The sequence below is a fragment of the Agrobacterium pusense genome (assembly GCF_013285525.1).
GTDB classification, from domain to species: Bacteria; Pseudomonadota; Alphaproteobacteria; order Rhizobiales; family Rhizobiaceae; genus Agrobacterium; species Agrobacterium pusense.
In genome coordinates this window covers 1,837,793-1,859,169 of record NZ_CP053856.1, presented here as the reverse complement: position 1 = coordinate 1,859,169, position 21,377 = coordinate 1,837,793, and the positions used below count along the sequence as shown (strand labels likewise).

At 59.0% G+C, this 21,377-nt stretch carries 23 protein-coding genes; 15 read left to right on the top strand and 8 right to left on the bottom strand.

Features of this window, described 5'->3' with window-relative positions; genetic code table 11:
* Nucleotides 1-52: 52 nt before the first annotated feature.
* Nucleotides 53-769 carry a helix-turn-helix transcriptional regulator gene (locus HQN82_RS09130; RefSeq protein WP_112766623.1) on the top strand — a complete coding sequence of 239 codons (717 nt, stop codon included), beginning with the start codon at nucleotides 53-55 and terminating at the stop codon, nucleotides 767-769.
* Nucleotides 770-799: 30 nt separating this feature from the next.
* On the opposite strand, the gene HQN82_RS09125 is transcribed toward HQN82_RS09130, so the two are convergent.
* The 3 genes from HQN82_RS09125 to HQN82_RS09115 form a co-directional block, all read right to left on the bottom strand.
* Nucleotides 800-1,957: a DUF2333 family protein gene (locus HQN82_RS09125; RefSeq protein WP_112766622.1), complete on the bottom strand. Its 1,158-nt coding sequence runs from the start codon at nucleotides 1,955-1,957 to the stop codon at nucleotides 800-802.
* Between the two features lie 236 nt (nucleotides 1,958-2,193).
* Entirely contained in the window at nucleotides 2,194-2,643 is a 450-nt protein-coding gene (locus HQN82_RS09120; protein WP_072494710.1) for a pseudoazurin, read from the bottom strand.
* A 111-nt stretch (nucleotides 2,644-2,754) separates the two neighbouring features.
* Nucleotides 2,755-3,336, bottom strand: coding sequence for a thymidine kinase (locus HQN82_RS09115; protein ID WP_004443038.1), 582 nt, complete (start codon nucleotides 3,334-3,336; stop codon nucleotides 2,755-2,757).
* 373 nt (nucleotides 3,337-3,709) lie between these two features.
* Between HQN82_RS09115 and HQN82_RS09110 the strand changes: the two genes are divergently transcribed.
* The 4 genes from HQN82_RS09110 to HQN82_RS09095 all read left to right on the top strand — a co-directional run bounded on the left by HQN82_RS09110 (nucleotide 3,710) and on the right by HQN82_RS09095 (nucleotide 7,551).
* Entirely contained in the window at nucleotides 3,710-4,612 is a 903-nt protein-coding gene (locus HQN82_RS09110) for a choline ABC transporter substrate-binding protein (protein WP_373887382.1), read from the top strand.
* 187 nt (nucleotides 4,613-4,799) lie between these two features.
* Nucleotides 4,800-5,651, top strand: a complete 852-nt coding sequence (choW, locus tag HQN82_RS09105; RefSeq protein WP_173614779.1) for a choline ABC transporter permease subunit — start codon at nucleotides 4,800-4,802, stop codon at nucleotides 5,649-5,651.
* Nucleotides 5,648-6,694 carry a choline ABC transporter ATP-binding protein gene (gene choV, locus HQN82_RS09100; RefSeq protein ID WP_004443032.1) on the top strand — a complete coding sequence of 349 codons (1,047 nt, stop codon included), beginning with the start codon at nucleotides 5,648-5,650 and terminating at the stop codon, nucleotides 6,692-6,694. The genes choW and choV overlap by 4 nt, the downstream gene beginning before the upstream one ends.
* A gap of 536 nt (nucleotides 6,695-7,230) precedes the next feature.
* On the top strand, nucleotides 7,231-7,551 hold the full coding sequence (locus HQN82_RS09095; protein WP_003524068.1) for an ArsR/SmtB family transcription factor: 321 nt from the start codon (nucleotides 7,231-7,233) through the stop codon (nucleotides 7,549-7,551).
* 128 nt (nucleotides 7,552-7,679) lie between these two features.
* On the opposite strand, the gene HQN82_RS09090 is transcribed toward HQN82_RS09095, so the two are convergent.
* Complete coding sequence (locus HQN82_RS09090) at nucleotides 7,680-8,855, bottom strand: DUF3095 domain-containing protein (RefSeq protein WP_112766683.1); 1,176 nt, start codon at nucleotides 8,853-8,855, stop codon at nucleotides 7,680-7,682.
* Nucleotides 8,856-9,141: 286 nt separating this feature from the next.
* Between HQN82_RS09090 and HQN82_RS09085 the strand changes: the two genes are divergently transcribed.
* From HQN82_RS09085 to queF, 4 genes are all read left to right on the top strand, one after another.
* Nucleotides 9,142-10,245 (top strand): branched-chain amino acid ABC transporter substrate-binding protein, encoded by a 1,104-nt coding sequence (locus tag HQN82_RS09085; RefSeq protein WP_004443027.1) that lies wholly within the window; start codon nucleotides 9,142-9,144, stop codon nucleotides 10,243-10,245.
* Nucleotides 10,246-10,312: 67 nt separating this feature from the next.
* Nucleotides 10,313-10,714 carry a glyoxalase superfamily protein gene (locus HQN82_RS09080; protein WP_173614778.1) on the top strand — a complete coding sequence of 134 codons (402 nt, stop codon included), beginning with the start codon at nucleotides 10,313-10,315 and terminating at the stop codon, nucleotides 10,712-10,714.
* A gap of 155 nt (nucleotides 10,715-10,869) precedes the next feature.
* Entirely contained in the window at nucleotides 10,870-11,772 is a 903-nt protein-coding gene (locus HQN82_RS09075) for a cation diffusion facilitator family transporter (RefSeq protein WP_004443025.1), read from the top strand.
* Between the two features lie 16 nt (nucleotides 11,773-11,788).
* The gene (gene queF, locus HQN82_RS09070; RefSeq protein WP_004430149.1) at nucleotides 11,789-12,253 is read left to right on the top strand and encodes a preQ(1) synthase; all 465 of its coding nucleotides are present in this window, start codon (nucleotides 11,789-11,791) and stop codon (nucleotides 12,251-12,253) included.
* A 25-nt stretch (nucleotides 12,254-12,278) separates the two neighbouring features.
* Here the strand turns inward: queF and HQN82_RS09065 are convergent, their stop codons facing one another.
* Nucleotides 12,279-13,031 carry a DUF2076 domain-containing protein gene (locus HQN82_RS09065; protein ID WP_173614777.1) on the bottom strand — a complete coding sequence of 251 codons (753 nt, stop codon included), beginning with the start codon at nucleotides 13,029-13,031 and terminating at the stop codon, nucleotides 12,279-12,281.
* A 100-nt stretch (nucleotides 13,032-13,131) separates the two neighbouring features.
* A complete protein-coding gene (locus HQN82_RS09060) occupies nucleotides 13,132-13,722 on the bottom strand; it encodes a HupE/UreJ family protein (protein WP_173614776.1) in 591 nt (196 codons plus the stop codon).
* A gap of 233 nt (nucleotides 13,723-13,955) precedes the next feature.
* On the opposite strand from HQN82_RS09060, the gene HQN82_RS09055 reads away from it, so the two are divergent.
* Nucleotides 13,956-14,537 carry an ATP-dependent Clp protease proteolytic subunit gene (locus HQN82_RS09055; RefSeq protein ID WP_003523060.1) on the top strand — a complete coding sequence of 194 codons (582 nt, stop codon included), beginning with the start codon at nucleotides 13,956-13,958 and terminating at the stop codon, nucleotides 14,535-14,537.
* Between the two features lie 71 nt (nucleotides 14,538-14,608).
* Here the strand turns inward: HQN82_RS09055 and HQN82_RS09050 are convergent, their stop codons facing one another.
* Entirely contained in the window at nucleotides 14,609-14,851 is a 243-nt protein-coding gene (locus HQN82_RS09050) for a pentapeptide MXKDX repeat protein (protein ID WP_004443022.1), read from the bottom strand.
* Nucleotides 14,852-15,033: 182 nt separating this feature from the next.
* On the opposite strand from HQN82_RS09050, the gene HQN82_RS09045 reads away from it, so the two are divergent.
* Both HQN82_RS09045 and HQN82_RS09040 read left to right on the top strand, forming a co-directional pair.
* A complete protein-coding gene (locus HQN82_RS09045; protein ID WP_173614775.1) occupies nucleotides 15,034-15,582 on the top strand; it encodes a sigma-70 family RNA polymerase sigma factor in 549 nt (182 codons plus the stop codon).
* Complete coding sequence (locus HQN82_RS09040; RefSeq protein ID WP_034498755.1) at nucleotides 15,579-16,223, top strand: NrsF family protein; 645 nt, start codon at nucleotides 15,579-15,581, stop codon at nucleotides 16,221-16,223. Before HQN82_RS09045 ends, HQN82_RS09040 begins: the two co-directional genes overlap by 4 nt.
* A 79-nt stretch (nucleotides 16,224-16,302) precedes the next feature.
* On the opposite strand, the gene HQN82_RS09035 is transcribed toward HQN82_RS09040, so the two are convergent.
* A complete protein-coding gene (locus HQN82_RS09035; RefSeq protein WP_173614774.1) occupies nucleotides 16,303-17,385 on the bottom strand; it encodes an esterase-like activity of phytase family protein in 1,083 nt (360 codons plus the stop codon).
* A 274-nt stretch (nucleotides 17,386-17,659) separates the two neighbouring features.
* Between HQN82_RS09035 and HQN82_RS09030 the strand changes: the two genes are divergently transcribed.
* The 3 genes from HQN82_RS09030 to leuA all read left to right on the top strand — a co-directional run bounded on the left by HQN82_RS09030 (nucleotide 17,660) and on the right by leuA (nucleotide 21,339).
* Nucleotides 17,660-18,838 (top strand): benzoate/H(+) symporter BenE family transporter, encoded by a 1,179-nt coding sequence (locus HQN82_RS09030; protein WP_112766615.1) that lies wholly within the window; start codon nucleotides 17,660-17,662, stop codon nucleotides 18,836-18,838.
* Nucleotides 18,839-19,067: 229 nt separating this feature from the next.
* The gene (gene brnA / locus HQN82_RS09020; protein WP_170985846.1) at nucleotides 19,068-19,310 is read left to right on the top strand and encodes a type II toxin-antitoxin system BrnA family antitoxin; all 243 of its coding nucleotides are present in this window, start codon (nucleotides 19,068-19,070) and stop codon (nucleotides 19,308-19,310) included.
* 319 nt (nucleotides 19,311-19,629) lie between these two features.
* Nucleotides 19,630-21,339, top strand: coding sequence for a 2-isopropylmalate synthase (leuA, locus tag HQN82_RS09015; RefSeq protein WP_112766614.1), 1,710 nt, complete (start codon nucleotides 19,630-19,632; stop codon nucleotides 21,337-21,339).
* Nucleotides 21,340-21,377 lie beyond the last annotated feature (38 nt).

The following is a 21,377-nucleotide window of genomic DNA, read 5'->3' as shown; positions in this document are numbered from 1 at the left end:
CACGCATTTTTTCGCTCCTGGCGTCAAGACCCGGCGCGGAGAAGGGGCGTGAATGGTGAAGACGGAGCGTCAGGCGAGGCTATGCGATGATCTGTCGGCTGCTGCCGACAAGTCCCAATGGCTGGAGGCGCTGCAGGAAGTGATGCACGCTTTCGGTTACGCCTATGTGACCCTGCTGCTCCTGCCCGGCGGCCAAAATGCCTATGGCTTGCCGACGATCATTGAAAGCAGCCTGCCAATCTGGGTCGTGAATGCGATGACCAGCGACGGTGCGCTCGGGGATTGTCCCGTCATCAGGCGCGGCGCATCATCGATGATGCCGCAATATTGGTCGTTGCAGGACCCGGACATTGCGTGTGAAACGCTTCAGGATGCCGTATCCTCCGTGCGCAGCATGGGCATTACTTCGGGTCTCATGGTCCCGGTACACGGCATGAACGGCAATCGGTATCTGATGAATTTCGCAGGCGATCGCGATACCCTGCAACAGGCCGCGCTGAACGAGCTGGGCATGATCGCGCTACACGCGCTGGAGGTCTATGACCGGCTTTGCCGCACTGGCTCCAGAGGGCCTTCACCGCTGACGAAGCGGGAACTCGACGTGGTGCGCTGGACGGCGCAGGGGAAGACCTCGGTGGAGATTGCCGAGCTTCTCTCCATCTCGGAACATACCGTCAACGCCTATATGAACAACGCCATCCGCAAGCTCGACTGCGTGAACCGCACCCAGCTGGTGGCCAAGACCATACGCCTTGGCCTGATCGTCTGATCAGTCCCGCTCTTCGGGAAACCCTGCTCTTTATCGGTCGAGAACCGAGCGAAGCTCGACGAGATTGGAGCGAACCCGCAAAACGTAAAATCCCATGGTGGCCAGGTGCGACGGCATGATCCAGCCGCTCTCCTCACCATTGGAGATGATCGCCGGCTGGATACGCAAGGCTGCGCGGGTCTGCAGGAGCGTGTCGTTCCACAGGTTGGTGAGGTTGCGTTCGCGGATGACCTGCGCGAAGTCGGATCCGGCTGCGGAAAGTACGCCGTAATAACCGTAGAGCTGGCCATAGGCGAACCAGAAACGGTCGTCGGCGCGGGTATCGAACCAACCGCCATTATAGTTTTCCGAACGCTCACGCAGGATGGCCGATGTCGAGCCGATATCGCCGGCAATGCGGTCGATGAACTGGATCAGGTTGTCGGCGCGGGTGTCGAAGACGGCCTTGCAGGCGACGAGCTCGCCATTGAAGGCCTGGAAGCTGCGGATCGCGGCGCGGTAATAGCTGGGAGTCGGCGTCTTCGGGCCGAAAGGATCGAGACCGAAATACCAGGAATATTCGCTGAACTGCATATTGCCACGCGCTTCCTGGAGGTTGTTGTTGATGCCCGATGTCCCGCGCACGCGCCCGAGCGTATCCACCAGCTCCACCGAGGTGCGGCGCACGGCCTGGTTGACGCCGCGCTGGAATGAAGCCTTGTTGTCGAGAAACGGTGTGCTATCCCAGTCCATGCCGAAGAGACCGAGGCGATAGAGCAGCATGGAGGAAATCCATGCATTCTGGTTGACGTTGAAATCGGTGAGATCGGTGGCAGCGTCAACGATGGCCGAGCGCTGGCACACCGGCGCGGATGTGTTGGCGGCTGCACCGGTTGCGCCAGCGGGCGACGTCGGGGAGGCGGCCGGCAGTTCCTGTCCGGGCGGCACGGTCCGTTCAGCAAGCTTGTAACGGGAAATGTAATCCGGATCGAAATTGCTCCAGACCTGCGTTTGCCAGACGAAATATCCGTAGAAGCCGGCAAGCAGGATGAGAACCAGAGCGATCGGGCCCTTGATGAGCCAGTTGCGGCCGCTGTACCAGCCATGGGCGGCCATGAAGGGCCATAAAAGCCAGGCGACGAGAAGACCGGCGGCCCTGCCGATGGCACTGAAGGCTGCCTGAATCGTGGCGGTGATCCGGTCTATCATGTCGTCATAGTCTCCTCTGCCCGTGGGGCTGGATGCCGGAATAAAACCGCCATCCGGTGGGGCGCCCTTCGGCGCCTGGTCGGACTCCGGTCATTTACTGTCCTGCAGATATGTCCCGGTCAACCGGGATACAACATGATTGCGAAACTTTTCTCAACCTGCGGTCCGCGCTGGCCATCATCGCTCTCCATACGGACTGCGACGTAACGGCCGCCGCGGAGCCGGAGGGCAAGCAGTCAGAGGCCGAGCCTGGCGATCTCCTCATTCAGCCGGTCGCGTGCCTTTTTCGGCAGTTTGCCGCTCTTGACGGCATCGAGGTTGGCCGGCACGGCGTCGCCCACGACAACGAGCGCGACCATGCCCATGCCGAGATGCGGCGTGCATTTGACGACGTAGGCGCCTTCCTTCTCGACCGTCAGCTTCACCGCCTCGTTCATCTTGCCCTTGAACTCGGAAACCCCCTCGGGGATCATATCCTTCACGGCTGCCGCGTCATGGCCCTTGTCCACCGGAATGAAGGTGATGACGTCACCTACGGCAGCCTTGACGGTTGCGGGCTCGAAGACCATCGCCTGACCATCGCTGCCCTTGTTGAGCATCTTCACTTCGATTTCGGCAGACAGGGCGGGGAAGGCAAAAATTCCAGCAATGACGAGGCTGGCAAATCCGGCAATTTTGTTCTGCATAATTTTGCTCCTGAGAGAAAGCACATCCAAGCGGATGTCCCCGCCGTTCTAGCGCAGGAGCCGGGCGGTCATCTTTGCGAAAAATCAAATGCGGCAACCGGACGCAGCCGCTCAGCCGCCGTTGAACGTCTCCACCCAGTGGCGGCGGCAGAAGGAAACATATTTTTCGTTGCCGCCTACCTCAATCTGCGCGCCTTCCGTGACGACATTTCCTTCATTGTCGAAGCGGGCCACCATCGTCGCCTTGCGGCCGCAATGGCAGATGGTGCGGATTTCGCGAAGTTCGTCGGCAATCGCAAGCAGTTCTTTCGAGGCAGGGAAGAGCTTGCCCTGGAAATCCGTGCGCAGACCATAGGTCATGACCGGGATGTCCAGCCGGTCGACAATCTCGGCAAGCTGCCAGACATGGTGTTCTGAGAGAAAATTGGCCTCGTCGACGAAAACGCAGGCGACGGGCGCCTGTACATGCAGGGCCGATACTTCAGCGAACAAATCGGTATTTTCATCGAAGGTCAGGGCGTCGGAGGACAGACCGATGCGCGAGGCGACACGGCCGACGCCGGCGCGGTCGTCAAACGCGGCCGTGAAGATCAGCGTGCGCATGCCGCGCTCCTGATAATTATAGGACGCCTGCAGCAGCATGGTCGATTTGCCGGCATTCATCGTCGAATAATTGAAATAGAGTTTTGCCATTATCCACTCCCGGAGCGCCTTCGCGCCTTTCGGATGCCTCGCAACCTCACGAAACGGCGCGCCGGATTTCACCAGGCGATCACAAAGCCCGGTCCGATGCCGCATCAGGCGTCTTTTGACGAGGAAGATGTGGATTGAAAAGTGCGCAGGCGCGAAAAACACAGATTTCTGCGGTCTGCGTTTTCCCATTTGCAGGTTCGAATCCCGACGTTTTTGCCGTTTTTGTCGCAAACGGGCGGGCCAAAGCACGCAAATGCACGCGAGTTGATTGTGGCCGGAAGATATTGATAATGGCAAGGGAACGAAAAAAAGGGAGCAAACAATGTTTGCAAATAGACGTCGCTGTCTGGTTCTGGCCGCAGCAATCTCCTCCATGACGTTCAGCGCGGCCGGTGCCGCCGAACCGGCAAGCTGCGGCACGGTGCGGTTTTCCGATGTGGGCTGGACCGACATCACTGCCACAACGGCCACCGCCACGGTACTACTGAAAAGCCTCGGCTATGAAACCGACGTCAAGCTTCTCTCTGTTCCCGTTACCTATACATCCCTAAAAAACAAGGACATAGATGTCTTCCTCGGCAACTGGATGCCGACCATGGAAGGGGATATCGCGCCTTACCGCGAAGACAAATCGGTCGAAACGCTGCGGGAAAACCTGACCGGCGCCAAGTATACGCTGGCGACCAACGCCAAGGGTGCCGAACTCGGCATCAAGGATTTCAAGGACATCGCCACGCACAGCGACGCGCTTGGCGGCAAGATTTATGGCATCGAGCCCGGTAATGACGGCAACCGCCTGATCCTCGACATGGTGGCGAAGGATACATTCGGATTGAAGGCGTTCGAAGTCGTCGAATCCTCCGAGCAGGGGATGCTGTCGCAGGTCGCCCGCGCGGAAAAATCCGGCGAGCCGATCGTTTTCCTCGGCTGGGAACCGCATCCGATGAATGCGAATTTCAAGCTCACCTACCTGACGGGCGGCGATGAGGTCTTCGGTCCCAACTTCGGTGGTGCGACGATCTACACCAATGTTCGCAAGGGTTATGTCGAGGAATGCCCCAATGTCGGCGCCTTCCTCAAGAACCTGCAATTTTCCCTGCCCATGGAAAACGAGATCATGGGCAAAATCCTGAATGACGGGCTTGAGGGCGAAGCTGCCGCCACCGCATGGCTGAAGGCCAATCCGGCTGCGGTCGAACCCTGGCTCGCCAACGTCAAGACCAAGGATGGCAGCGCCGACGCCCTGCCCGCCGTCAAGAAGGCGCTTGGCCTTTAAAACGCAAGACTATGCATGACTGTATCCGGCCTGCGCGACAGGCTGGATACAGCGGGAAATATCGATGCCCATGCATGACCTTGCCCGCGCATTTTCAACGCATTGCAGGTCATGCGCCAGCACCGCGTCCGGCCGCCGTCTGCCGGTCGTTGTTTCTGCATTTGTTTAAGAAAGGTCTTTTCTTACCGTGGAATGGCTCAGCGCTCCTGAAAACCGCCTGCCCGTCGGCCGATATGCCAAGGAGGCCATCGACTGGCTGACCGGCAATCTCGCTTTTTTCTTCGATTGGCTTTCCTTCATTTTCCAAAGCGTCATCAACGCCCTGCTTTATGTGCTCCAGGCGCCGCATCCGCTGGTCATCGTGGCGATTGTCACGGCGCTTTCGGCCTGGACGCGACGCTCGATCGGCATGCCCATCTTCACCGCACTCGGCCTGCTGCTCATCATCAATCTCGGCTATTGGAAAGCGACGACGGAGACGCTGGCGCTGGTGATCGCCGCCAGCGCCGTGTGCATGATCATCGGCATACCGCTTGGCATATTGGCGGCGAGACGCAAATGGATCTATGCCGGCATGCGCCCTGTGCTGGACCTGATGCAGACCATCCCCACCTTCGTTTATCTCATTCCGGCGCTGGTGCTGTTCGGCCTTGGCATGGTTCCGGGGCTGATCGCCACCGTCATCTTCGCCATTCCGGCTCCGGTGCGGCTCACACGCCTCGGCATTGTCTCCACGCCGCCGGCGCTGGTCGAGGCGGCCGTCGCCTTCGGAGCAACGCCGTCGCAGGTGCTGCGCAAGGTGGAGCTGCCCTTTGCCGCGCCGCAGATCATGGCCGGTCTTACCCAGACGATCATGCTGTCGTTGTCGATGGTGGTCATTTCCGCGCTTGTCGGCGCCAATGGTTTGGGCGTGCCTGTCGTGCGCGCCTTGAACACCGTCAATATCGCCATGGGCTTCGAGGCGGGATTGTGTATCGTCATACTGGCGATCGTTCTTGACCGGCTTTTCCGCCTTCCCGGTACGGAGGATGATCTATGAGTGACGCCATCATCTTCGGAAATGTCGATATCGTCTTTGGCGATCGGCCCGATGCCGCGCTGCCGATGATCGACAGAGGCAGTACGCGCGACGAGATCAATGCCGAGACCGGCCTGGTGCTCGGTGTCGCCAATGCATCGCTGTCGGTGAGCGAAGGCGAGATACTCGTGCTTATGGGGCTTTCCGGCTCGGGCAAGTCGACGCTGCTCAGGGCCGTCAACGGGCTTGCGCCCGTGGTACGTGGCAATGTGGGGGTGAAGACCAAGACCGGCTTTGTCGATCCCTATCGCTCAACGGCCAAATCGCTCCGCGACCTGCGCATGCATACGGTTTCCATGGTGTTCCAGCAATTCGGTCTTCTGCCGTGGCGTAACGTGGCCGACAATGTCGGTTTCGGGCTCGAGCTTTCCGGCGTACCGGAAGCGGAGCGCAAACGCATGGTGGCCGAGCAGCTCGAACTGGTCAATCTTTCCGCCTGGGCCGACCGCAAGGTGGGAGAGCTTTCCGGCGGCATGCAGCAGCGTGTGGGACTGGCGAGAGCGTTTGCCACCGGCGCGCCGATCCTGCTGATGGACGAACCATTCTCGGCGCTCGACCCCCTTATCAGAAGCCGCCTGCAGGATGAGCTTCTCGAATTCCAGAGCCGGCTGAAGAAAACGATCCTCTTTGTCAGCCACGATCTGGATGAGGCTTTCCGCATCGGCAATCGTATCGCCATGATGGAAGGCGGACGCATCATCCAGTGCGGGACGCCGCAGCAGATCGTCAAGCAACCGGCCACGCAATATGTCGCGGATTTCGTGCAGAATATGAACCCGATCTCCATGCTGACCGCTGCGGATGTGATGAAGCGGGGCGTAGATGAACGCAACGGCCAGATGACCGTTGCGGCCACCGCCCGCCCGTCATCCCCCCTGATCGACATTCTCGATGCGCTGGCCAAACATTCCGGCGCAATCGGTGTCGTCGACAATGGCGCGATCGTCGGCACGATTTCCGCTGACGAAGTCGTGGCAGGGCTGACCCGTCATCGCAAAAAATAACTGGCTTTTGCCAGGAAACAAAAGGGACCTCCCTCACCGGGGGTCCCTTTTGTTTTTCCGCAGATATTCCGGGCAAGTTACCTTCCCCCTGTTGGAAAGAGTATCTTTGACATCATAAGTTATGCATGAAAATTATTACTAATAAAAACCATATTGCAAATTTCGAGAAAATTGCGCAAAGTAAAACTAGATTCTGTAGCCCGTTGCTAAATTTAAGGTGGTATAAGCTTAAAGCCTCAAAATCGGTCGCGGGTTATGGTGATTTGGGAGCTGAAATTTTTATCATTTGTTGCTTATGAATACTTATTCTAATACATGTTTTTATTGTCAATGGGATAAAAATCAGGCAGAACGCCGATATTTTAGGTGAAGTGTCTTAGATGGATAATTAGTGAAGAATAGTCTTTGAAAGGGACACGATATAAGCAAGATTTAGGTATATACAACGTATCCACCGAATTATAAAAACACCTTTTGGAACACCTATAATAGCCACCATGACCGTCTTTCCGACTGTCATCAGGAGACTTGAGCGTATGGATAACCAATCTCTGTCGGAACATAGCATCGCCGCTGCAGACTTGCTCTCAGCGATGGCGAATCCCAAGCGCCTGATGATCTTATGCACGTTGGTGGATACGGAAGTGCCGGTCGGTGTTCTCGCCTCTCAGGTTGGTCTCAGCCAGTCCGCTCTTTCGCAGCATCTTTCGAAATTGCGGGCCCAGCGGCTGGTAAAGACACGACGGGATGCGCAGACCATCTATTATTCCAGCAACTCCGAATCCGTTAAGAAAATCCTGGCCTCCCTTGAGGAAATTTATTGCCAGGCGCAGAAGAGCAGCAAGACAGCCGCCTGATCCGGGGCCGTCAGGCCTCCGGCAGCATTGAATTGAAACCGGCGCTTGACGCCGGTTTTTCGTTTGTGAGTTACCTGGCCGGGCGGGTGATCCCGCAAGGAGCGCGCTGGTCTTTGCGCCGGGTGCGATCAGCGGGCGGGCACAGTCTGCATCTGCTGCTTGAGCAGGGTTGCTGCAGCCGCATATCCGCCGTCAGCGCCGTCCACGAAATGCATGTGATCCCGTGAAAGCGGGGAGGGTACGATACAGGTCATCAATGCGGCGTCCTGCTCATGCAGGCCGAAATAACAGCTTCCAGACAGGCGGCCTTGCTCCAGCCGGTCGCGAATTTTTTCAAGCCTTGCGGCGTCGATGTCCACGGTCATCTTCAAACCGTCGTCGAATTTCCTGAAATCGGTATTGCTGGCGACGGAGCGCCGATAGCGCTCCGCATTGAACCGTCCGAGCGAAAGACCCGTCAAGCCGAGCAAATTGATAAGCAGGGTCTCGCCGAGAATACGGGACGAACGGCGCAACTGGCCCCAGACGTCGCGATGGGCCGCTCCTGCGCGTGCCTCGAGATTCAGTCCCTCCCGCACGAAACCGAGCTTCGGGCCCTCCTCAGGCACGGGGTGGCCATGCCTTCCGTCCTGCTCGGCCAGATCGACAAGATCGGTAACAAGCTTGCGGAATGCCGGCATGTCCCGCGACTGCCCCGGCACCGCTATGATGGATACAACCTTGCCACGGGTCGCCGGAATGGGATTCCAGCGGCATGAGAGGCCGGTCAGATCCGGGCGTTCGCCTGCGGCTGCGGTGGGCAGGATATAAAGGCCTTCCTTCATCCGTGCTTCAGCCCAGCTATTGCCGCCACCTGAAAACATCGCATAGGATACATCGTCGCTTGCCTGAAAACGCGCGACGCGCACATCGAAGCCATTCTCACGAATATCCTCAACCGGAACCAGCGCTACCCGCATCGTAAGGTCGAGATCGTCCTTCACCCAACGCTGAACGGAAGAAAGAGCGGCGCTGGCAAGCGGCAGCCCGCCCGGGGGCACGGTGACGGCGGCGCCATCGCCGCCGAAAACGAAGGGCAGGTCGTGACGTCCGAGACTGTTCGACACACCGGAAATGACCGCCGCGCCGGCCATGTTCACCGCCTTGTATCGGCCGGTCTGGATCGCCGCCGTTGAATCGACGATATCGGCGATGGCAAGCCCCCATCCCGGTGGCAGGGCACGATAAAGCGTCGGATCAACCACGTCCTCAAAGCGCTGGAAAACGGGCAGGCCCGTCAGAAATTCGTCATCTGCTGTGATCATGCCGCGATTATCCTCCAGCGGCGGCCAAACGCCAAGCATTTCCATGGGTCGATACCGTGCTTTGGAGTGATAGGATCATGGCCCGCTTCGCGTTTGATTTACCTCTAATAGACCTAATCCAGCAAAGGTGACTTGCATAGATCATCAATCCTTCCGTATGAGTTGAGTGGAAGGCTCGGAATTCAAAAATGGAACGAGTTTTCGCCGGGAGGCGTCCGATAGTTTCATTCGGTCGGCGCCCATGGCGCTCACCGGGTCCCGCGACCCCCTTTAAGGAGACACCAGGATGAAACTGAAGACATTGACCAGCGTGACGCTTGCAGCGTCCTTCGCATTCGCACCCCTTGCCCATGCCGAAATCGTCATCGGCCTGATTGCGCCGCTTACCGGTCCTGTCGCCGCTTATGGCGACCAGGTCAAGAACGGCGCCCAGACGGCAGTCAATGAAATCAACAAAAAGGGCGGCATCCTCGGCGAACAGGTCGTGCTGAAGCTGGCCGACGATGGCGGCGAGCCGAAGCAGGGCGTTTCAGCTGCGAATCAGCTGGTTGCCGAAGGCATTCACTTCGTCGTCGGTCCGGTGACGTCCGGCGTCGCCATTCCCGCTTCGGACGTCTTTGCCGAAAACGGCGTGCTGATGGTGACGCCGACGGCGACTGCGCCGGGCCTTACCAACCGCGGCCTTTCCAACGTCTTCCGCACCTGCGGTCGCGATGACCAGCAGGCCGAGGTTGCGGCGAAATACGTTCTCGCCAACCTCAAGGACAAGAAGGTCGCCATCATTCACGACAAGGGCGCTTACGGCAAAGGCCTGGCAGATGCCTTCAAGGCGACGCTGAATGCTGGCGGCGTGACCGAAGTTCTCTACGATGCCCTGACGCCGGGCGAAAAGGACCTCGGCGCGCTGACGGCACGTCTGAAGTCCGACAATGCCGAGATCATCTATTTCGGCGGATACCATCCGGAAGCCGGTCTTCTGGTGCGCCAGTTGAAGGATATCGGCTCCAAGGCTGCCGTTATCGGCGGTGACGGCCTGTCGAACAGCGAGTTCTGGAACATCGGTTCGCAGGCTGGCGAAGGCACGATCTTCACCAACGCTTCCGACGCGCTGAAGAACGCTGATTCCAAGGCTGCTGCGGAAGCGCTGAAGGCCGCCAACATTCCGGCGGAAGCCTTCACGCTTAATGCTTACGCTGCTGTCGAAGTCCTGAAAGCCGGCATCGAAAAGGCTGGCGCCAAGGATTCCGAAGCGGTTGCCAAGGTCCTGAAGAGCGGTGAAGCCTTCCCGACCGCAATTGGCAAGGTCACCTATGGCGAAAGCGGTGACCTGACCTCGCAGACCTTCTCGCTGTTCAAGTGGCAGGACGGCAAGATCGTCGCAGCCGAATAAGCTGACCTTACCGGCCGCACCTGTTGCGGCCGGTTTCATTTTATGGCCTGAAGAAGGTGAAGGCAGCATGGCCGATGCCGGGACGCGCATAGACGGAGATATCGCTTTCGAGCGGATATTCCCCATCCTCAGGATGTTTGACGAGGCCAAGGCACGGGAGTTCTATATCGATTTTCTCGGCTTCGAGGTCGAGTGGGAACACCGCTTCGGCGAAAATTTCCCGCTCTACATGCAGGTTTCCCGCGCGGGGATGGGTCTTCATCTCAGCGGCCATCATGGCGATGCGACACCGGGCTCGAACATCTTTGTCACGATGCACCGCGTTCACGCCTTTCAGCGCGAACTGGCAGCGAAGGATTATCGCTTCATGAAGCCGGGTGTCGAAGAGTTGCCATGGGGCGACGTGATGGAGGTGACCGACCCCTTCGGCAACCGCATCCGTTTCTGCGAACAGAAAAGCCGGCCATGAGGCCTTGAAGGCCGCTACGGCTCTTGACCTTTGCCATGGTTTGAACGATAGAACGCGCAAATTGCGAACCGCGCGCACGGGTACCCCCGTGCGCGCGGTTCGTGCGTTTTGGGACTTGATGATGCAATTCGTTCGCATCCGCACGGGGACAGAAAATGAACGTTGAAGGCAATGCGCTGGTCAGGAAGCTCGCATTCTGGGGCATTCCGCTTTCTTTCGGTGTACTCGGCCTCAAGCTTGTGGCCTGGTGGGTTACCGGCTCGGTCGCGCTGCTGTCCGACGGTCTGGAATCGACCGTCAACGTGGTCGCGGCTTTCATCGCCTATTTCGTCATTCGTTATGCGCAGAAGCCTGCCGATGACGACCACCAGTTCGGCCACCACAAGGCGGAGTATATTTCCGCTGTCGTCGAAGGGGTGCTGATCGTTGTCGCTGCCCTGCTGATCGTGCAGGAGGCCTGGGGCGCACTCTTCAATCCGAGACTGCCGGAAGCGCCGGTACTTGGTCTTGCCATTAATGCCGCGGCCGGGATCATTAACGCTGTCTGGGCGACAATATTGATCCGCGTCGGCAAACAGCATTCTTCGCCGGCGCTTGCGGCGGACGGCCACCACATCATGTCTGATGTCGTGACATCGGCAGGCGTACTTGTCGGCCTCGTCCTGGCATTGCTGACGGGCTATGCCATTCTCGATCCCGCGCTTGCCATTCTCGTGGCCGTCAACATTCTGTTTCAGGGCTCGAAGGTCATCCTGCATTCGCTGGGTGGCCTGATGGACCGGGCAGTGGAGCCCGAGGAGGATGAGGCGATCAAGAAGGCGATCGCAGCCAATTCCGGTGGCATTATCGGTGTCCATGATCTCAGAACCCGCCGCGCCGGTTCGGCCGCCTTCATCGATTTTCACGTCGTCGTTCCTGCCATCATGACGGTGCGTGAGGCGCATGATATTTGCGACCGCCTTGAAGATGCCATAAGGGACGTCATACCGGGCGCCAGCCTTGCCATTCACGTCGAGCCGGAAGGCGAAAAGGCGCATGGCGTCAAAGTGATCGTTTAAAAAACAGGAGTTTTCCATGTCCGTGACGGATGTTTCCGGCCTGTCGCAGCTGGGCACGAAGGTCGATACGCCAGAGAGCCCTGAAAAGGCCGTTCTCGAAAAGGTGCCCAACGGCAATGCCGGCACCGATTATGTCGTGCGCTTTACCGCGCCCGAATTCACCTCGCTTTGCCCGATGACCGGCCAGCCGGATTTCGCCCATATCGTCATCGATTACATTCCCGGCGACTTTCTGGTGGAATCGAAGTCGCTGAAGCTGTTCCTGCAGTCCTTCCGCAACCATGGCGCATTCCATGAGGATTGCTCGGTCTATATTGCCAAGCGCCTTGTGGAATTGCTGCAGCCGAAGTGGCTGCGTATCGGCGCCTATTGGTATCCGCGCGGCGGCATTCCGATCGACGTGTTCTGGCAGACCGGACCGGCGCCCGAGGGCGTATGGCTGCCGGATCAGGGCGTTGCCACTTATCGCGGCCGCGGCTGATCCGGCTCTTTAGGTGATAAAAAGCTCAAACGAACGAGCTGTCGTCGCCTGAATCGAAATCGGCATCATCGGCGCTGTCGTCGTAATCGGCCTGCTGGATATCGTCGTCATTGTTATCCTGCGGGTTCGCGCTGTCACCATAATAGTTGTTGATGACCGTTTCTTCGACTGGCGCATTGCCAGTGCCGCTATTGCCGCCGAAGGGCGAGCCGAGACCGAGCGACGACATGTGGCTTCCGAAGATGCCGCTCAGCGAGTTCGCAAGCAGCATGCCGCCTGCAACGCCGGCTGCGGTGCCAAGCGCGCCCTGCAGGAAACCGCCGCCAGACCGGCCGGCTGCTGCCGGCTGCTGACCCCACGGTCCACCGGGCTGCTGCTGGGCTGCCTGCGATCCCCACGGACCGGCCGTCTGGCCAGCGGTATCGTTGCGCCACGAGGCCGGCGCGGCAGCAGCAGGTGCTGGTGTCGGAGCTGGCGGCTGCGGCTGGCCGGTGCCGAAGATGGAACTGAGAAAGCCGCCCTGCGCTGCGGCCTGAGGGGCCGGGTGGGCGCTTTCCAATGCGTGGATGCGCTCTTCGAGCTGCTTGATATGGGCTGCTGCCGCCTCCAGTCCCTTCTCCTGCACGATCACCGCCTGAGCGAGATAATAGGGAGCGGCGGGCTGATCGCGCACGGCGTCTGCGATCAACGTTTCCGCCTCGCGGTCACGCGGGGTGGCGGATGCGGCCTTGGTTCTTTCGAACAGGCCCTTGAGAAGCTGGCTTTCTTCCGGTGACATGTGCTGCCTCCTTACCGTGAAGCGAAATTCTACGATAAGGAGGTAGGCCACAATTTTGGCTTTTCAAAGCGGTCCGAATTTTAAATTTCGGTAATGATCCTCAGCCGCCGAAAGCGAGCGAGAGGCCCGCAATTGCCGTGAGCGCGCCAACGGTGCGGCTGGCGACCGAGCCGAAGCGGGCGATGCCGAGACCGAGGGCGATGCCGGCAAGGTGCAGGATGGCGGTGGCGATCATGAAGCCGATGCCGAATTGCAGCGCGCCCGCGCTGCCGAGTTCGCCGCCATGCGCATGGCCGTGGAAAAGCGCGAAAGCGCCGACAACGGCCGCGGCTGCTGCGGTGGGAAGCTTTGCCGCCATGGCGACCAGAAGGCCAAGGCCGATGACGGAGGCGAGAATGGCGGGTTCGACGAAGGGCAGGTCGATGCCGTAAACCGCCATCAGGAAGCCCACGGCCATGGTGCCGACGAAGGCGGCGGGCACGGTCCACAGCGCCCTTCGGTCACTTTGCGCGACAGCAATCTGGGAGGCCCAGATGCCGACCGCCACCATCGCCAGAATATGATCGGCACCGAAGAAGGGGTGAGAGACACCGGCCATGAAGGAGCCGTGTTCTTCCGGGTTCAAATGCGCGAAAGCGGGCAGGGTGGTAAGGCCGAGCGCGGCGGCTGCAAGGCTTAGTCTTTTCAGCATGGTTCCCTCTTAAGATTATCGCCGCCCACCTGCTGTCTTGGGGTTCCGCAGCGTGCGGCACTGCAATGAGACGCTGACGATATCGCGAAGACGAACGAGCTGTCCATGCGTCATCTGCCGGGGGTGCTGTTTATTGTTCGGGCGCGAACCTTGTCTTTTTTGCTCATTGCCTTACGTAACAAGTCGCACTATGTCCGAAGGGCATGCACGAATTTTGCTGGAGAGAGCCGTTGATGAACGAAGACGAAGACGACAAGAGCAAGGAACTGCCGATCGGCAAGGAAACGGAAGCGAATCTTTTCAAGTCGCGTTCGATCTTCATCTATGGTGGCATCACGCAGGAACTGGCGCAGAAGGTCTGCACGCAGCTGGTGGCCCTTGCCGCCGCCAGCGACGACGACATCCGCGTTTACGTCAATTCTCCGGGCGGTCATGTCGAATCGGGTGATTCCATCCACGACATGATCAAGTTCATCAAGCCGAAGGTTTACATCATCGGCACGGGCTGGGTCGCCTCCGCCGGCGCGCTGATCTATGTTTCGGTGCCGAAAGAACGTCGCCTTTGCCTGCCGAACACCCGCTTCCTGCTGCACCAACCCTCCGGCGGTACGCGCGGCATGGCGTCCGACATCGAAATCCAGGCCCGCGAAATCATCAAGATGAACCAGCGCCTGATCAAGATTTTCTCCAAGGCCACCGGCCAGAGCGAAGAAAAGATCGCCAAGGATATCGATCGCGATTACTGGCTCGGCGCGGAAGAGGCCAAGGACTATGGCCTCGTCGGCAAGATCGTCGAAAGCCAGTCGGAACTCTGAGTTCCGGATTTTCAGTCGATAAAGCCCGCATCGGTGAAAACCGATGCGGGCTTTTTCCTTTCGGGCCGTTGTTATTTCATCATATCGCAGGCCTTCATCATGTCGGCTTTCTTCATCTTGTCCATTTCCATACCGGCCTTGTGCATGCAGGCCTTCTTGCCGGTCACGGACATGCCATCTTTTTTCATCGTCTCCATTTTCATCGCGTCGGGCTTCATGGCGTCTGTCTTCATGCCGTCGGCATGGGCGATGCCCGTGAGGGAAACAGTAGAGAGCAGGGAGGCGGCGGCAACGGCGGTGAAAATGCGGGTCATGAAGGGTCTCCTCTGGACGTTATCGAATGTCCGCCGGCATCATGTCGGGGATCACGATTGTCCATTCGGGAGAAATGGGCGGTCGTTACAGCTTCACACGTTTGTGACAACATCTTCGGGCGAGATTTTTCAAACCACCGTGTAACAATATGCTGCCGACTGCGAATAACCCGATAGTGACAATGACAGGCAGCCTTTCAGAAGACACTTTAAAGACGCTGATGCTGCGTTCCCTCGATGGGGACGAAGGCGCCTACAGGCATTTGCTTCATGCCCTGCGCCGGCTGCTGACTGCTTACTACGGTCGGCGCATGGGCGCCGCTTCAAGGGGAGAAGTGGAAGATCTTGTGCAGGAAACGCTATTGTCGCTGCATGCGAAGCGGGCGACCTATGATCGCTCAAGACCGTTCACGGCCTGGTTTTTTTCGATAGCGCGCTACAAGCTCATCGATCACTATCGCGGCAGGGGCGCGCGCATGCGGGGGGAGGTGGAGCTGGATGAGACCCTGGAGGCGGATTGGTCTGTCGACGCCGTCACCGCGCGGATGGATGTCGAACGGTTGCTCGAGGATTTGCCGGAGCGGCAACGCGAGCTCATTCGCAGCGTGAAGCTTGAAGGGCAGTCCATTGCCGAAGCGGCAAAAAAAACCGGCCAGACCGAGCTTGCGGCACGAGTCGGCATTCACAGGACATTAAAAACCCTGGCGGCGAAGTTGCGAGGCGACACGTGAAGAAGACGGAAGATATTATCGAGCGACTGGCAGCAGATCTCAGGCCCGTTCCGGCTTTTGCGCTCGAGCGTCGGCTGGCCTTTGCAGCCCTGCCGGCGCTTGGCGTTTCACTTCTGCTGATGTTCATCATTTTGGGACCGCGCGGCGATATGCGGGATGCGGTAAGCGAGCCAGCTTTCTGGGTGAAGTCTTTTTACAATGCCCTGCTGGCGATGGTCGCTTTTTTCGCGGTCAGGCGTCTTGCCCGGCCGGAGGGAGAAAGAAGCTGCCTGTTTGTCGGGATCGCGGTGATCGTTTCGGCAATGGCGGTGATGGCCTTCGTGCAGCTGGGATTTGCCCTGCCTGAAGCCTACCGCAGGCTCATCCTGGGTTCTTCAGCTCTGCATTGCCCGCTCTTGATCGTCGCCTTTTCTGTTCCGGTGTTTTTTGCGAATTTTGCCGCTCTCAAACGATCTGCTCCTGCCGATCCCGCCCTGGCAGGTTTTGCTGCGGGACTTGCGGCCGGAGCGGCCGGAGCCTGGGTCTATTCCTGGTTCTGCAGCGAAAACGGCCTGGCCTTCGTGCTGATCTGGTATTCGCTGGGTATTCTCCTCACCGGTCTGATCGGGGCCTTCGCCGGTTCACGTCTTCTCCGCTGGTGAAGGCAGGTTTCCTGTTGTGTCGTGTCCGCTCATGCCGGCGCTGTGGGCTGTCAGGGGCCGGCACGATCCTTATCGTGTGTTACTGACCGAGGTTTGCCGGCACTGCGAAGGCTGCAAACTGGGTGAACTGCTTGCCCGGGTTGAAATTATCGTCCGAGGCGATGACAAAGAGCTGTTTGCCATCCACGACCGGTCCAAAAGCAAGGCTTTCGATATTGTCTATGTCGAGGCCGAAGTCGCCTTCCCTGATTTCGAACCATGCCGATTTGGAAACGGCGGCCACGGATGCCGGATCGATCCTGTCCTTGCCGAGAATATTCTCGGCGCGGGAGAGGTCGACGACGAAGAAGCGGATATGGTTGCCGACCCCGGAGGCGAAATTGCGCTCGACGGCGACGAGGCGGCCGTCCGGCAGGGCCGCAAGAGCGGAGAGGCCATTGTCATTGTATTTCGGCTCGGCGGCTGTCGGTGTGTTGGAGATCGCCTCCGTCACATAGATATGTTCAGCGACCGGCTTCAGGGTCGCGGTATCGATGACGAGAATACGGGCCGGGCTGCCCGCCTGCGGCGTCGCCTTCGGGCCATCCTGAGTGAGCGCATTTTCGGTGGCGGCGATCAGTCTGCCAGGTGTCAACGTCAGGCCTTCGAAGCCGAGATTGTTTTGCACGCCCCTGGTCTTCGCGTCATCGATGAGATAGGCGTCGGGCAGCTCCAGCCGTTTGACATCGCTTCCGTCGAGGTTTGACGCATAAATCGCCGGCTGGTTTTTCAGGTCGCGTTCCGAAGACCAATAGAGCTTGCCGCCCTTGCGGTCGAGTGTGATGCCTTCCGCGTCGATGCCTTTGGGAGCGAAGGCCGCGCCGGTCTCATCCTTCAATTCATGCATGGCGGCGATATTGAGGGTGGCGACGCCTTCCGACACCGCCAGTTCCAGCTCGTAATAACGGGCCGGGCCCTTTTCCACGCGGTCGTCGGAAATTGCGAGATAACGCCCGGTTTCGCTGTCGAAAGCGAGATCGGAGATCCCGCCGAAGGTGACGCCATCGATGGCGAGGCCGGAGGGAACGACGATCTGGCCCAGAAAGGCCGGCTGCGGCAGGGTCTGGGCAGCCGCCGGAAGGGCTGCAAAACCAAGGGCTGCAATGGTGACGATACGAAACATGAAGCTCCCTCCTGTGGCGGATGATCCGTTGCGATGCAGGGAGGATTAGCGTGCTGCCGCTAAACTTTGATGACGTTTTCCATGCCGGCGTACCCGAAGTCCGGCGGTTCATCTTGCCAAGCCCCGTCTTTTTTGATCCTGAATATAGCCATGCTTCATCCAGAGCGTGCTGCTATCTTCAGATTCGCGCTTCACGCTTCAAATTTGTTCGTGTCCGTCGCCAGTGCAGATCGCTGCGGTTTCTTGCGACGGGCAGCAGGCCGCAGAGTGCTTCATGCTGAGAGATTTTTCCGTCCAGAGTCTGTTCATGGGCTGCCTCACCGCCTTTGTCGGTTTCGCCAGTTCCTTTGCCGTCGTGCTGCAGGGCCTCAAAGCCGTGGGCGCGACCGATTTCGAGGCCGCGTCGGGACTGATGGCACTTTCGGTGGCGATGGGGCTTTGCGCCATCGTTCTTTCCGTCGCCACCCGGCTGCCGGTCAGCATTGCATGGTCGACGCCGGGCGCCGCACTTCTGGCCACGACGGGCGTGATCGAGGGCGGTTTTCCTGCGGCTGTCGGCGGCTTCATTGTCTGCGCCGTCCTGATCATCGTTGCCGGCCTGTTCAAGCCGCTCGGTCGGGCGGTTGCCTCCATTCCGGCGCCACTCGCCAATGCCATGCTGTCGGGTGTCATCATCGGCCTGTGTTTCGCCCCGATCAAGGCGATCGGCTTCAACCCGGCGCTTGGCCTGCCGATCATTCTGGCGTGGATTGTCGTGGGGGCTTTCAGGCGGCTGTTTGCAGTACCTGCGGCCCTTGCCGCCTTCGTGCTGGTGATGATTTTCGGCGTCGATATTCCGGCGGGTGCGCTCGATAGCGTCGCGCAATCGCTGACGCCGCCGATGGAATGGGTAACGCCCGTCTTCAGCCTGCATGCCGTCGTCTCCATCGCGCTGCCGCTCTTCATTGTCACCATGGCCTCGCAGAATATTCCCGGCATTGCGGTGCTGAAGGTCAATCACTACGACCCGCAGCCCGGCTCGCTTTTCGCCGCGACCGGCTTTTTCTCGCTGCTTTCCGCGCCCTTTGGCGGCCATGCGGTCAATCTTGCGGCAATAACGGCGGCGATGTGCGCGGGCGAGGATGCCCATCCTGATCCAAAGCGGCGCTATTGGGCGGCGATCATCGGCGGTGTCGGCTATATTATTTTCGGTCTGCTAGCCGGCGTGGTCACGGCCTTCGTGGCGCTTGCGCCGCCTATCCTCATTCAGGCGGTGGCGGGGCTGGCGCTGGTCGGCGCTTTTTCCGGCTCCGCGGTCGCCGCGTTCAAGGACCCCGAAACCCGCGAGGCTGCGGCCACCACTTTCCTCATCACGGCCTCCGGCCTCTCCTTCGGCGGCGTTTCCGGCGCTTTCTGGGGCTTGATCGGCGGCGGGTTGATGATGGCGTTGCAACGGTTGGTAAGGCGTGGTTAGGTAGGCAGCTTATTGTTTTAAAGAAATATTATTCATGGATTTCGCCGAGGCAAGAGCGCTTTGGCTTGATGAGAAAAGACTAGTCGCTCCTCTCGAAACCACGTCGGAAGAGCGGTATATTATGGCCGCCCGTTTCGCGGGAAGTGCTGGAGCGTCATTTATACTTACAGAAATGACCGGTTGCGCATCATCTCCGTCAGGCGTTCCAGGGACAAGGAAAGGCAGCGTTATGAAGACGATCAGCGCTGAAGAATTTGACAGGAAATTCGACGATGGTGAAGACATCGACGATTATCTCGACTGGTCCAAGGCAAGCCGTCCTGGACTGGAAATGGTGCATGTCGATATCGATCTGCCTGAAAAGCTGTTGCGGAAAGTGGATGCGGAAGCGGTGCGCCTTGGCAGAACACGACAATCCCTGATGGCCGAATGGATTGCCGAAAGGCTGGAGAGCGGCAGGCAGGGAAAATAACCGGCGCACCGCACAAGATCACTTGTCAGACCGCCAGCCGCTGTTTATACACATCGCCATGAGCAACAGCATCGCAACCATTTCCGGCATGAGCGCGCAGATTTCTGCGAAGGCCTCGCCGTGCGGTGCACTCTCGCTTCTTAGCCTCGACCTTACACGCGGTTGCCGGGTCCAGTGAGGAGCGCCCGGCGGCCGAAAGCCCGCTGGTGCAAACGCTCCTCATCTCGAAATCTCATTTTATACTGGATTTAGGCCCTCAAGGGCCGCGCATCCGCCGATGGCTTGAATAAGCCCGCGGATGGCGCAAGGAGGAAGCGACATGGACGCCAAGACCACCAATGTTTCCAAGGGCATGACCGACGCGAGCGTGAAGTATCGCCCTTATCCCACGATCAACATCCCCGACCGCACCTGGCCTTCCAAGACGATCACCAAGGCGCCGATCTGGTGTTCGGTGGACCTGCGCGACGGTAATCAGTCGCTGGTCAACCCCATGGGTCACGACCGCAAGGCCCGCATGTTCAAGCTGCTGCTCGAAATGGGTTTCAAGGAAATCGAGATCGGTTTCCCTTCCGCGTCGCAGACGGATTTCGATTTCGCCCGCTGGTGCGTGGAAGAGGGCAATGTGCCCGATGACGTCTCGTTGCAGGTTTTGGTGCAATGCCGCCCGGAACTGATCACCCGCACCTTCGAAGCGCTGGAAGGCGCCAACAAGCCGATCATCCATTTCTACAATTCGACATCGGAACTGCAGCGCCGCGTGGTGTTCGGCAAGGATGTGCACGGTATCAAGCAGATCGCGGTCGACGCGGCCAAGATGATCACCGATATGGCTGCGAAAGCCGGTGGTGGCTACCGCTTCGAATATTCGCCTGAGAGCTTTACCGGAACCGAGCTGGAAGTGGCGCTGGAAATCTGCAACGCCGTCGTCGAGGTTGTGAAGCCGACGGCCGACAACAAGCTGATCTTGAACCTGCCATCGACGGTGGAAATGGCGACGCCGAATATCTATGCCGACCAGATCGAATGGATGTGCCGCAATATCGACAATCGTGAAAACGTCATCATCTCGCTTCACCCGCACAATGACCGCGGCACGGGCATTGCGGCGACCGAGTTGGGCCTGATGGCGGGTGCGGACCGCGTTGAAGGCACCCTGTTCGGCAATGGTGAGCGCACCGGCAATGTCGATGTCGTGACGCTGGCGCTGAACATGTATACGCAGGGTGTGGACCCTGAGCTGGACTGCCGCGATATCGAGCGCATCAAGGCGGTCTATGAATATTCCAACGAGATGACGATCCCCGAGCGCCACCCTTACGTGGGCGAACTGGTCTACACGGCGTTTTCCGGCTCGCATCAGGACGCCATCAACAAGGGCATGAAGGCTATCAAGGTCGCCAATCATCCCATCTGGGAAGTGCCCTATCTGCCGATCGATCCAAAGGATGTGGGACGCTCCTACGAGGCGATCATCCGCATCAACTCGCAATCCGGCAAGGGTGGCATCGCCTATATCCTCCAGCAGGATTACGGCATCAACCTGCCGCGCAACCTGCAGGTGGAATTCCGCGAGGATATCCAGCGCATCACCGATGAAGAGGGCGTGGAACTGCCGGCCAAGCGCATCTATGAGCGCTTTATCGAGCGTTACGTGACGCAGCCGAATGCGCGCATCAAATTCGTCGATCACCACACCTATCCGGCCGGCGATTTCAAGGGCGTGCGCATCGTTGCCGCCGAGATCACCGACAATGGTGAGGTGAAGCGCATTGAAGGCAAGGGGACCGGTCCGATCGACGGGTTCATCAATGCGCTTTCGGTTTATCTCGGCATTGATCTCTCGGTGAATGATTATTCCGAGCACTCGCTGCAGCACGGCTCGAATGCCTCGGCCATCGCTTATGTCGAGATGGAACATCCGGGCGGCAAGCTGTTCGGGGCAGGGGTGAATACGAATATCGTGGCGGCCTCGCTGGAGGCGATTGTTTCTGCGGCCAATCGGGTGCTGGAAGAGCGGGCGAAATAAGGCTTGCGTTGAGGGTGGGGCAAAGCACCCCCCTCTGC